Here is a 12,341-nt window from a genome sequence, read left to right on the forward strand (position 1 = left end):
GTCACTATGGGTGTCGAATCGCCACAAAGCGACGCAGAGCTCCTGCAGGCCGTCAGGGAGGGCAACGCATCCGCTTACGGGCAGCTCTACGAGCGCCACGTCGCCGCGGCCCGCGCGCTGGCCCGGCAGCTCGTCAAGAGCACCGAGGCCGAGGACGTGATCGCCGAGGCGTTCACCAAGATCCTCGACCTGGTCGGCAGGGGCGCGGGTCCCGAGGCCGGCTTCCGCACCTACCTGCTGACCGTGGTGCGGCGCACGGTCCACGACCGGTCCAGGATCGAGGGCCGCCCACTGAGCACGGAGGAGATCGAGGACTACGACCCCGGGATGCCGTTCGTGGATCCCGCGCTCGTGGGGCTGGAGACGTCGCCGATCGCCACGGCATACCTGTCGTTGCCCGAGCGGTGGCGGGCGGTGCTCTGGCACATCGAGGTGGAGCGGAGCAAGCAGGCTGAGGTGGCGCCGCTGCTGGGGCTGTCGGCCAATGGCGTGGCCGCGCTGACGTACCGGGCCAGGGAGGGGCTTCGGCAGGTCTACCTGCAGCTGCATCTGGGCACGCAGCCGCGGCCCGAGTGCCGTCCCGTTCTCGGCAAGCTGGGCTCCTACGTCAGGGGTGGGCTGACCAGGCGCGACGCCAAGGCGGTCGACGAGCATGTGAGCGGCTGCGAGGAGTGCCACGGGGTCCTGCTGGAGCTGGGCGATGTCAACCGCGGGCTGCGGGTCATCGTCGGACCGCTGATCGCCGGGCCGCTCTTCGGCGGCTACGCTGCCGCCCTCACCAAGCCGGCGGTCGGCGGCCGCGTGGGCGGGTTGCTGCGGGCCTCGGCGTGGCTGTGGCGGGCGCCCAAGCCCCAGCAGGCCGCGCTGGCCGGTGGCATGGCCGTCGTGCTCGCCGCGGCCATCGCGCTTCTGCTGATATCCGAGGCACGGCCGATCGACACGCCCACGCCCGCGCCGATCGCCCAGCCGCCGCCATCGGCGCTGCAGGCGCGGCCCGAGCCCAGAGAGGAGCCCGCGCGGGTCCCGCCGCCGGGCAGGACCGAGCGGCAGCCGGGCAAGGCGAGGCTGCGGGCCACGATCGACCCGCTCGGTGCACTCGTACGCGCTCAGCCCGGCATCATCGGCATCCGCCTGCGCAACGACGGCGACGGGCCCAGCCAGGCCTTGGCGGCGCTCGTGGACCTGCCGCGGGGCGTGCGGCTCATCCCGGCGGCACGCCGTCACCAGGCCGCCTCCCTCGCCGGGCCCGCGGGCACGGTGGACGGCTGGGCCTGCCGCCCGGCCGGCGGCGGCGCGCGGTGCACCAGGGAGTCGCTCGCGGCCGGCCAGGGCACGGCGGTGTTCCTGCGGGTCCTCGTCGCCGGCGAGGCGCCGGTGGGCGCGGGGCCCGCTGTGCGCGTCGAGGCCGGCGCGCTGCGGGTCACGGCGCGGGCCGAGGAAGGCGTACGCGCGTCCGGGGCGCCGGCCAGGTTCGCCACCGAGGGCAAGGTGACCGTCAGGGCGATCGGCAACTCGCTGCTGACCTGTCCCGAGGAGCTGGTGGGCTGCGTGCCCGCCCGGCGGCGCGAGGGCGACCAGCTCGACAACGACCTGTGGCCGATGACCGCGCTCGACCGGGACGGCGCGGCGGACACCACCTCCTCCAGCGCGGCCGAGTTGTCGCTGCCGAAGGGCAGCCGGGTCGTGTGGGCCGGGCTCTACTGGTCGGCGAGCGGCGAGCGGGCCGGGCCCATCAAGGTCCGCCCGCCCGGGCGGGCGGATTACGTGCCGGTCCGGCCCTCTCACGTGGCCGTCCGCGAGCTCCCCGCCGGCCCCGTCTACCAGGCGTTCGCCGACGTGAGCCAGCTGGTCGCCGGCGCACGCAGGAGCGGCACATGGTGGGCGGCCGACGCGCCGATGGAGGAGGGGGTGGCCCGGTATGCCGGCTGGAGCCTGGTGCTGATCGTCACCGACCCCTCGGAGCCGTACAGCCAGGCCGTTGTGCTCGACACGGCCACCGTGATCGGCGGCCGGGCCGGGCGCGTACGCCTACCGCTCGGGGGCCTGACCCCCGCGGCCGCTCCGGCCAGGCTCGAACTGATCACCTGGGAGGGCGACGCCGACCTCGCGGGCGACAAGGTCTCGCTCGGCTCCGGCGCCCTCACCCCCGCGGGCGGCGACCGCGATCCCGCCAACGTCTTCGACGGCTCGTCGAGCGGTGCCGCGGGCATGACGTTCGGGGTCGACGTCGACACGGTCGGCGCCGAGCTCGGAGTGGATCCGGGACTGACGATCGCCACGGACAAGGACGTCATCCTGCTCGGGATCGCCGCGTTGAGCGTGCGTGCGCGCTCGTGACCGCGAACGGGACAAACTGGTACGGTCTGCCTAGACGGTCTGGTGCATCGGCGGGCAGGCGTCGAATCGTCGGCATTAACCCTCGCACGATCACCAGCTTTCATTACCCTGAGAGAGGGCCGCCGAGTCCGGTCTCTGACGGTGCAGAGCCAGCAAGGTCGGACCACCAGGAAAGGGGCGGTGTCAGTGGATCGCTGTGCGCTGTTCGTAGACGCCGGCTATCTGCTGGCTGATGGCGCGATGGCCGTGCACGGCACGCGTCATCGCGAAGCGGTCGCCTGGGATTACCCGGGCCTGCTCCAGCTGATGACCAGCCTGTCGCGCGAGCGCACCGGCCTGCCGCTGCTTCGGTGCTACTGGTACGAGGCGACGGTCGAAGGCCGCCGCACGCCGGAGCACGACGCGTTGGCCGACATCCCCGGCCTCAAGCTCAGGCTGTCACGGATCCGGCCGGGCCGTCGCGAGGGCGTCGACGCCCAGGTCCACCGCGATCTCATGACGCTCGCCCGCAACAACGCCATCTGCGACGCGGTGGTCGTGAGCGGGGACGAGGACCTGGCGCAGGTCGTGTGCGACGCGCAGGACCTCGGCATCAGGGTGAGCGTCATCCACATCGCGGCCGACGGCGGCTGGGCCGTCTCCCGCTCGCTCCGGCAGGAGTGCGACGACCTGGTCGAGGTGGGCTCCGCCCACCTGCGGCCTTACGTCTCCCTGGTGACCGGTGTCACCGACGCGGCCTCCAACGGGCACCACCAGCCGCTCAGCAACGGTCAGGCCACGCACTCGCTGCCGCCCTCGTCGTCCTCCTCGTCCCTGCCTCCGTCCTCGTTGCCGTCGTCGCTGCCCCCGGCCACGCCGTCCACCGGCAGCCATGCCGCCGGCTCGTCGTCCTCTTCCACCTCGAGCAGCCAGCCGTCCTCCAACGGGCCGGTGTCGTCGGGGCGCGGGCATGCGTCATCCACGCCGCCCTCGCTGCCCACCTATGCCAGCTACCAGCAGGCGGAGCAGCCGTCGGCCCCGTCGACCGGGCCCATGCAGGCCCAGCAATCAGCCCAGTCGCCCAGCACCGGGCAGTTCGCCTCGCCGTCGAGTGGGGGCACTTACCAGCCGTCGCAGCTGGGGCCGTACACCGGGCCGCAGCCCGCGCCCGTCACGCCGCCACCCGCCGCGACCGCGGGCGCCACCACGCTCTCCGACGCGGTCAAGGCCGCCCACCGGGAAGGGCACGACTTCGGCGAGTCCGTGGCCAGGGACGCGCCGGCGCTGTGGCTGGAGGCGGTGCTGGCCCGCAAGCCGCGCATGCCGTCCGACCTGGAGGCGCGGCTGCTTCAGGGGTCGTCGTTGCCGATCGATTTCCTGCTGCATGATGAGGTACGGCACGCGTTGCGGCGCGGCTTCTGGGACGCGCTCGAACGCGCCCGCCACTGACCCACCTCCCCGGCCCTTCCCCCGCTGCACCACTTCCCCAGTCCCGCCACCGCTCTCCGGCCGCGCCCTCCGCCGCCTTCCCGGCCGCCCCGCTCGTTTCGCCGTTTCCTTGACGTTGTGCGCTCTGGTCTCCCAACCGCCTACGCCACGGCCGTCACCGACGGCACCTTCAAGATGAACGCTCCTGCTCGAACATCTCGAGAATCTCGCTGTACCAGTCCAGATCTGGAGCGGACGAAGAGCTCAGGTACCAGTCGTCGGACTGGGCGATGTTCAGCTGCCGGGCAATCGTTCGCAGCACCTTTGTGCTGGATGCCCATTGCATGACCGCCCTGGCCCGGGAGAGCGCCCACGAGAGCTTCAGATCACTCTCGATGAACTGGAATGTTCGGTCCAGTTCGATGTGCAGTGTGGACGCAGGGGGCTCAGGACGTAGCCAAAGCTTCCAAGCAGTCGCACAGAGCGCCGGGTTCATGCGGTCGAGAGCCTCCAGGCTCGCGAATGCCTGCTCCAGCCGATCGCTCACTTCCCGGACCTCGGCTCCGGCTTCGAGCACCCTAAGCCGTATCGCCTTCAGGAGCATGTTGTGCTGCGTCCACCAGGCGAGCCCCGTTTGCCCCGACTTCAACGCTCCGTCGAGGTCGTAACGGAGCGCCATCAACGCCAGATGAAGGGCGTTCATCTCACGCTTGGCCTTGAGCCAGTCCTTGACGGGGTCGATGCGAACCGTCATCAGGAGGTGACCTCTTTCCCCGCTGGTGCGATCAGATAGCCGGCCGCTGCTAGTTCGTGCATATGTCTGTAGGACGCCGTCAGAACATATTCGACGGGGATGTCGCAAGCCCCGGCGACCATTCCCACAGCTTCTTGCCAGGGCCGCCCTTCACACAGTCGGGTAATGATCAACCCGGCCGTCCCGGCAACCTGCGCGATCGACTTCCTGCCCAGCACCAGGTGGAGGGCGCCTCCGTCGACGACCACCGCCACCTCGGGATTCAGGTCCCATCTCTGCCCCGTGAACTCCTGCAGCACACCAGCGGATACGACCACGCGCTCACGCAGCCACTTCCGGACGATCGCGAAGTCATCGGGTAGAGCGGACGCTCCGTAGAGACAGTCGCGGTATGTCGCGGTGCCGGTCCCGAAGAGCCGAGCGGCCTTGACCGTTGCCCACTTCAGGGAGGGATAGCCCTCTCCTGCTGCGGCCAGCACGCTTGTGGAGCGCCAGAGCGCCGCCTCTCGCAAGGAGACCAGTGCGCGGTCGCCCCGGCCGAGCGCATGCTCGACATCGGAACGGGCGAGATACTCGTAGGCGCGCGCCAGGGACCACTCAGCGAGCACCTGGCACGAGCGACCCTTCGAGCACCTGTCCAGAACAGTCGCCACCTCATCCGATACCGTGAGCCGAGCCGCGATGGCGAGACGGTAGTAGCGGTCGATGTCGCGCAGGGTGAACCGTGAGGGCGAATGACCTGCCGACGAGGGGTCGAACCGCGCGGCGAGCTGCTCGATGGCACCGATGTTCAGGTACTCGCAGTCGACGTACCGAGAGCCCCTGATACCGATGGAGACCGGCCTGGAAGCAGATCCCGGAGACCCCTGAATGATGTACAGGTCGATGTCGGAGTTGGCGTTGCCGATGCCTTCGATCAACGATCCCGTGGCCACACATGAGGCGTCTTCCGGCACCCTCTCCACGAACTGGGTGATCTCCTGTGCCACGCTATCCGGCAGATTCGCGGGAAGCAGGTGCGCCCAAGGGGGAACTGCGGTCCTGGTCAATGGTGTCCTCGCTGGTATCTGTAGACGGGTTTCACCGTGTTGTCTTCGAACATGACCCGGCACCGTTCCCGTTGGATCTTGCCGCTGGTGGTGACCGGGAGAGTCCCCGCCAGGACAAGCAAGACGCAGTGCGCCGAGATGCCGGCATCGTGACCGAGCGCAGCAATGATCGATCTGACGATCTCCGCGCCGGTGTGCTCGTCAAGTTCGTCCGCGTCGCTGCATTCCGCCATGACCACCGGTGCGGGCGACGGCCACTGTTCGAGCCGGCCGAGGAATACCGCTGTCCGCCCTGCCCTGAGCCGTGGATGGGCGGCACCGGCCGCGACCTCGAGTTCCACGCTGTAGAAATTCTGTCCCGCGACCTGGAAGCGTTCCTTCGCCCGCCCGATGAGGTAGAGCTCGGACTCATGCCAGAAACCCATGTCTCCCGTACGGTGGCCGGGGGTTCTGTCGATCTCGTGCGCGCCATCCGCTGACGGCCGCACCTGAGGGCCGGCGATCCAGATCTCTCCCACCCTGTCGGCAGCCAGTGGGCGGCCGGTGTCGGGATCGATGACCTCCACCCGGGTTCCCTGAAGCGGCCGCCCACAGGACGTCACCTCGGTGGCACCCTCGGTGCTCTGCACGGGGACCACATGACCTTGACGTAAACGCTCGGCGGAGACCCACAGTGTCCTGAACGATTCACCGGGGCGGCACGTTGTGACGGTCAATGTCGCTTCCGCCAGGCCGTAAGAGGGCTTGAACGCCCGGCGGTCGAAGCCCGCGGGCTGGAAGCGGTCGGTGAACGCGCGCATGGTGCTGCCGCGCACCGGCTCACCTGCCGAACGGGCGACTCTCAACGGACTGAGGTCAAACGGCCGGACGTCGCTCACCTTTCTCGCGCAGAGCGCATAGCCGAAATCAGGCGCGGATGTGTGGGTGGCGCGCCATCGCGTCATGGCCTGTGGCCAGAGTGCGGGATCTTTAACAAAATCAAAGGGGTCCAACAGAACTGAGACGTGACCTGACCACAAGGGGCGAAGCACGCTGGTTACCAGGCCCATGTCGTGATAGAGCGGAACCCAGTTGACAGAAACGTTGTCCGAACTGTCTTCGTACGCTTCTGCGGCCTGCGCGAGCTGGGCCAGTACATGCTCATGCCGGAGCGCAACGGGCTTGGGCGCCGCGATTGAGCCGGAGGTGTACTGAACATATGCCGTGGAGCGCTCGACGTGGTCGGCTGGGAGGAGGGTCCTCCCCTGCTCGCCCAGCAGAGCATCGACCAGCAGGACCGGCCGGTCAAAGAATGGAATCGCCGACATCTCAGGTTCGTCGGTCAGCAGCGCGGCCGGGTTCGATGCCGTGAGAATGCTGAGCAGGCGCTGGTGATGCCCTCGGTGCGCATACGGCCGGCTCGGTGCCGGCACCGGCACCATTCCGGCCTGGATGACCGCGAAGAATCCGGTGATGAAGCGCAGCGGGTCGCGGATCACCAGGCAGACGAGTCGGTCTTCGTCCGGGGCGTCTTCCGGTGGTTCGACGAGTCTCTGCAGACACGCACCGGCCACCGGCACGAGCTGGGATAAGTGCGCTCCCGTCAATTCGCGAGTGCTTCCGTTGGTGTGGGGGTGAACATAGCGCAGTCGCTCCACTGCTTCTCCTCTCGTGAGGAGGCGCAGGAGGGACGAGGTCGAGTCCTGTTGTCCGGCTGTGGGAACATCAGTTGTCAACGGTGGCAAGCATTTCTGCGAAGGTCTGGCTCTGGATAACGGTTTCCATGCCGACGTTCCGGCCGAGTTCCGCGGTCAGCATCTCGGCCATCTCGACGGCGTCGAGCGAGTCGCCGCCCACTCCGAAGAAGTCGTCATGAGGATGGATCCGGTCCAATCCCATGATGGCGGCGCATTTGTTGAGCAATTCCAGTTGACGCTCGTTCATCAATGAAGCGGCCTTCTATCGGTCGGGTACGCCAGTTTTTTTGGAGGGAGGCGGCCGCTGCCGAGACGATTATTCGTTCCGCTCGGCGCAGGCAGGATTCCAGTTGATCCGGGGAGAGTATCGCGGTGTCCGCGAGCAGACTTATGCCAGAACCGAGAAAAGCGTTGGCGAACAGGAGTATTTTCTCGTGCTCGAACTTCTCGATCCATTGAAACTGTTTCGTATTCGTCGACGTCGGGGTACGTGGACGGGCGACGGCATTGTATGTCATCGCTTGATAGTGGACGCCGCCCGGCAGGATACTCGTCGCGACATCCGGATCGTATTCGCCGTGCCGGTACGCCTGCATTATTGTTCGATGTACGCGTCCGGCGAACTCAAGGAACTCGGACGGCGCCACGTCGACCACGACCGGAACATTCTGGCAGAGGTAGGTGACCGATCTCTTGACCTCCGGTCTGAATCTGTTGCTGGATCTGATCCACAGCGGAAAGCGGGTGTATCGCATTTCATTGCTGAGTGGCTCGAGCAGGGCGGCGAGGATTATCGCAGACTCGCTCATGCGTGCGTATTTCGCCAAGGCCCGCGAAGCTTCGTACATCTCTCCGGAGAGGTAGCGACCGTGCCAGAAGCGCGGCGACGCCGGTGTTCTCGGCTGGATGTCAAAGGGTGGATCGGGGGCCTGCGTCATCACTTCACGCCAGTAGGCGTACGTCTCCTGGTATCGCTGGTCGGCGCTCGCCGCCTGCTGGGCGTGCGCGATGTCCAACGGTTGCGCCGTAGGCTCTTCCAGAAGTGTGCGATGATCGCTTGATTCGGACAGTAAAATCTTCAGTTCGGCGCGTAGAATTCGGTTCGAATAGGCGTCTGTTGCCATATGGGAAAGGCATAGGTTCACGCGATCGACTAGCCTTCCTCGCAGACCCAGAGCGAGACGCAGCGGCAGTTGATTCGCCACGTCGAAGCGCTCTCCCAGGTCCGGTGACTCCTGGTCGTACAGATGAGCCGAGACCTCGCCGCCCCCTCGCACCTTCTGCACCGGCACTCCGTCCGGACCCAGCGGATAGGTGGTCCGCAGAGATTCGTGACGACGCAGGATCGTCCGGAGTGCCGCCGAAACTCGTTCCATCGACACGGGCTGTGGCAAGACGAGGTGGATGAGCTGGTTCAAGTGCTGATCATTCGACGCCAGCCGCTGAATGTTGTTCCACATGGACTTCTGTGACCAGGACAGTGGTCCGCTTCTGTCATCCGAGCCGTCGAACGCGATTACCTGCATAGATCAATCCTGATTGGCATAGGCGTGGGCCTGGGCGGTGTAGAGCTTGGCGTAAAGCCCGTCGGCGTCGAGCAGGTCGGTGTGGCTGCCTTGCTCGAGGACGCGCCCGCCATCGATGACCACGATGTGGTCAGCCATGTTCACCGTGGAGAACCGGTGCGACACGATCACAGTGACCGCGCCGTGCGCGGCGGCGTCCCGGGCCTGGGCGGTGAAGGTCTCGAAGAGTTCGTGTTCGGCCTGCGGGTCGAGGGCCGAGGTGGGCTCGTCCAGGATCAGCAGCAAGGGCCGCTTCCGCATGATGCCCCGCGCGAGAGCGAGTTTCTGCCACTGACCGTAGGAAAGGTCCACCCCCTGGAAAAGGGTGCCGAGCTGGGCGTCGAGCCCTTCGGGGAGGTTGTCGACCACCGGCCGGGCACCGGCGCGGCTGACAGCGTCGACGATGGCGCCGGTGTCGTCCAGCCGGGGCAGGTCGCCGACCCCCACGTTCTCGCGGACCAGGAACTGGAGCCTCGCGAAGTCCTGGAAGACGCCGGCGCAGCGGTCGGCCCATCGCCGCGGGCCGATGTCCGTCAGCGGCACGCCGTCCGCGGTGATGGTGCCCGCCTCGGGGCGGTACAGTCCAGTCAGCAGTTTGATCATGGTGGTCTTGCCGGCGCCGTTGAGGCCGACGAAGGCGACGGTGCTGCCCGCCAGGAGGTCCAGGTCGATCCCGTCCAGCACACGGGTCGACGTACCTGGATAGGAGAAGGTGATCCCGCGCAGGCTGATCCCGGTGACCAGCCGCTCAGGGGCAGCTCTACCGACCATGGACCGTGCCTTGCTGTACTCCTTGAGCCACAGGTAGTGGTCGGTGACGTGACCGGCGTCGGTCACGGTCGAGAAGCCGACGACGATGCGCTCGATCTGCCCGCTGAGGGCGGTGGCGAGAGTGGTGAGCAGCACGACGTCCCCGATGCTCGCCCGGCCCTCGGTGTACAGGCTCAGCGTGAAGGCGAGGGCCGTGCCGAGCGCGGCGAGCAGCACAAGCCAGCCGATGGCCTCATAACCGGTGGCGACCGCGCGAGCGCGGGTGAGTTGCCGGGTAGTGTCGTCCCACAACTGGCTGGCGCGAAGGGACAGGTGGGGGCCGCTGCCCGCGATCCGCAGTTCCTTCGCCGGATCGGGACGCAGGCACAGCTCGTGCAGAGAGCGTTCGTGGCGTTCGCTCTCCCCGGTGCGGTCGCGCACCAGCCGCCGATGCCTGTTGCCGCGGTTGGTGAGCAGCAGCAGAGGTACAGCGAAGGCCGTCAGCAGCGGCAGCGCGGGATGTACCCCGGTCAGTAACCAGACGCTTGCCCCCAGGCTGAGCAGGGCTCCGACGAAGGAGGCGGCCGACCATACCGAGGCGGCCAGCGCCATCGTGCCACGGCGCAGGTTGGTGACCCGATCCAGGAAGTCCGGCCGCTCGAGGTGTTCCAGGGTGGGGATGCCGGCGGCGAGAGTGAGCACCTCGAGGTCGAGCTCGCGGGCCACCCGCACGATCTGATCCTGCCGCACTTCACCCTGGATACGTGCCATCAAGAAGGTGCCCGCGTGGGCCGGCACCCCCAAAGCGGCCGCGACCACGATGGCGGTGGTCGTCCCAGAGCTCGCACCGTCGATGAGCAGACGCTGGGCGGCCGCGGTGAGGGCGACCGCTCCCGACATCAGCGCGATCAGCACGATGTTGACGACGGTGACCGCTGGGGCGACCCGCCAGGACAGCCCGAACATGTGGCGGTAGACGACCGCTCGGTCTTTCACGGGGCGGCCTCTTCGAATCGGGAAGCCTGCAGCCGCCAGAGCCGTGCGTACGTGCCGGTGCCATGGGCGAGCAGTGCCTCGTGGGAGCCGGACTCGGTGATACGGCCGCCCTCCAGGACAACGATGCGGTCAGCGTTCCGGATCGTGGACAGCCGGTGCGAGATCAACACGACGGACACCCCGTCGGCCCTGGCCACGGAGACCACCTTCTCGAAGAACTCGATCTCCGCACTGACATCCATGCCGGCCGTAGGCTCGTCCAGAATGATCAGATCGCGGCCATGTGCGGTGGCATACAACGTACGAGCGATGGCCAGCTTCTGCCACTGCCCGCCGGACAGGTCCCGGCCACCGCTGCCGGTACGCCACAGCTGGGTGTCCAGACCATCCGGCAAACCCGCCCAGTCGGCGCCGGCCCGGCGGGCTGCCTCGCGGACCGCGGTGTCGTCAGCCGGGTGCTCAGGGGCGCCGAGGATGACGTTGTCCCGAACGGTCGCCGGATAACGCAGGAAATCCTGGTAAACCACGCTGAGCCGCCGCCGCCAGGCTTCGACATCGCAGATCGTCAGATCGTGCCCGTCCACGAGGATCCGGCCCGCTGTCGGTTCGTAGAGACCGGCCAACAGTTTGGTGAGCGTGGTCTTGCCTGCGCCGTTGACGCCGACGATGGCCACGACCTCCCCCGGGCTGATCGTGAAATCGAGACCGTGCAGAATGGGCCGCTCGCTTCGCGGATAACGGAATTCGACCTGGTCGAAACAGATCGCAGGAGTCTTGATCGTGGCAAGCTTCGCCGCTCCGGAGTCATGCCGTATGCCGTACCGGGAAGTAAGCCGGTCCACGGCCTCCACCGCGCCCTTGCCGTACTCGATGTCAAACGTCTCCCTCCCGACAAAGGTGATCTCGAAGATGCCGAAGGCCGCCACCAGGCAGGTGGCCAGCGTCGCCACGCTGATTGTCCCGCTTGCCGCGGCGATGCCGGGCACCAGAAACGCGCCCGCGGCGCACATCACCGACAGCAGCACTGCCAGCCCCTGGCGGCGCAGGATGCTGCGGCGCAACGCCCACATCGGCGAGCGAAGCTCCCAATGCGCGCTGGCCCGGCGCATGACCAGCCAGTCGGCCAGGCCGAACAGCCGGATTTCCTTGGCCGCCTCGAGCCCAGCGGCCAACTCGTCGAGGTAATCCAGCCGCCGTTGGCCACCGCTCAACTGGTCGCCGAAAGCAACGAAGAAGGTCCACTGGCGACGCTGCAGCGCCCGGCTGAGCAATGAAGCCGCGAACAAGAAAAGCGCCAGCCGGGGAAACCACACGGCGATCAGCAGAGCGGAACCGCCCGCGGCGAGCACCCGCCCGCTCAGCAGCACGCTGGAGTAGGCGGCGGTGCCGGCCGAGCGCACCCACCCGCCCTCACCGATCTCGCTGGCGCGCAGGGCGTCGTCCTGGAAATCGGCCTCCTCCAGGTGGGCGATGGTGCTCGGGCCGAGCGCGGTACGGCGGAGGACAGCCCGCAGAGCACCATCGATCCGGCGGGTCGCGGCTGTCATCACCAAGTCACCAAGCGGCCGCGCCAGACGGCTGAGGAGCAACACGCCAAGCAGCCCGGCCAGCACCCACGCGACGTTCTCACCTCGTACGGCTCCCGACACCAGCGCACCGATCAGCAATGCGAGGGCGGGACCGCTGAGGACGATGAGCACCACCAGCACCAGCAGACCGGCCAGCGAGCCATAACCGGCCAAGGGGAGAAGCCGCATCAGCCTGACCCGCTCGTCGATCAACCTGCGAAATGCGGAAGGACGCAGCG

General features: G+C 67.7%; 9 protein-coding genes. 2 read left to right on the forward strand and 7 right to left on the reverse strand.

Features of this window, described 5'->3' with window-relative positions:
* Positions 1-6 precede the first annotated feature (6 nt).
* Both Q9G87_RS00835 and Q9G87_RS00840 read left to right on the forward strand, forming a co-directional pair.
* A complete protein-coding gene (locus Q9G87_RS00835) occupies positions 7-2,337 on the forward strand; it encodes a sigma-70 family RNA polymerase sigma factor (protein WP_305914195.1) in 2,331 nt (776 codons plus the stop codon).
* Positions 2,338-2,523: 186 nt separating this feature from the next.
* Complete coding sequence (locus Q9G87_RS00840; RefSeq protein WP_305915106.1) at positions 2,524-3,765, forward strand: NYN domain-containing protein; 1,242 nt, start codon at positions 2,524-2,526, stop codon at positions 3,763-3,765.
* Positions 3,766-3,934: 169 nt separating this feature from the next.
* Here the strand turns inward: Q9G87_RS00840 and Q9G87_RS00845 are convergent, their stop codons facing one another.
* From Q9G87_RS00845 to Q9G87_RS00875, 7 genes are all read right to left on the reverse strand, one after another.
* A complete protein-coding gene (locus tag Q9G87_RS00845; RefSeq protein ID WP_305914196.1) occupies positions 3,935-4,498 on the reverse strand; it encodes a hypothetical protein in 564 nt (187 codons plus the stop codon).
* Complete coding sequence (locus tag Q9G87_RS00850) at positions 4,498-5,487, reverse strand: hypothetical protein (RefSeq protein WP_305914197.1); 990 nt, start codon at positions 5,485-5,487, stop codon at positions 4,498-4,500. The genes Q9G87_RS00845 and Q9G87_RS00850 overlap by 1 nt, the downstream gene beginning before the upstream one ends.
* Before the next feature lie 56 nt (positions 5,488-5,543).
* Positions 5,544-7,184 (reverse strand): AMP-binding protein, encoded by a 1,641-nt coding sequence (locus Q9G87_RS00855; protein ID WP_305914198.1) that lies wholly within the window; start codon positions 7,182-7,184, stop codon positions 5,544-5,546.
* A 67-nt stretch (positions 7,185-7,251) separates the two neighbouring features.
* Positions 7,252-7,425, reverse strand: coding sequence for an acyl carrier protein (locus Q9G87_RS00860; protein WP_305914199.1), 174 nt, complete (start codon positions 7,423-7,425; stop codon positions 7,252-7,254).
* On the reverse strand, positions 7,397-8,749 hold the full coding sequence (locus Q9G87_RS00865) for a condensation domain-containing protein (RefSeq protein WP_305914200.1): 1,353 nt from the start codon (positions 8,747-8,749) through the stop codon (positions 7,397-7,399). Before Q9G87_RS00865 ends, Q9G87_RS00860 begins: the two co-directional genes overlap by 29 nt.
* Positions 8,750-8,752: 3 nt before the next feature.
* On the reverse strand, positions 8,753-10,534 hold the full coding sequence (locus Q9G87_RS00870) for an ABC transporter ATP-binding protein (RefSeq protein WP_305914201.1): 1,782 nt from the start codon (positions 10,532-10,534) through the stop codon (positions 8,753-8,755).
* A complete protein-coding gene (locus Q9G87_RS00875; protein WP_305914202.1) occupies positions 10,531-12,315 on the reverse strand; it encodes an ABC transporter ATP-binding protein in 1,785 nt (594 codons plus the stop codon). The genes Q9G87_RS00870 and Q9G87_RS00875 overlap by 4 nt, the downstream gene beginning before the upstream one ends.
* Positions 12,316-12,341 lie beyond the last annotated feature (26 nt).

Source organism: Nonomuraea turcica (assembly GCF_030718205.1).
In the GTDB taxonomy this organism is placed as follows: Bacteria; Actinomycetota; Actinomycetes; order Streptosporangiales; family Streptosporangiaceae; genus Nonomuraea.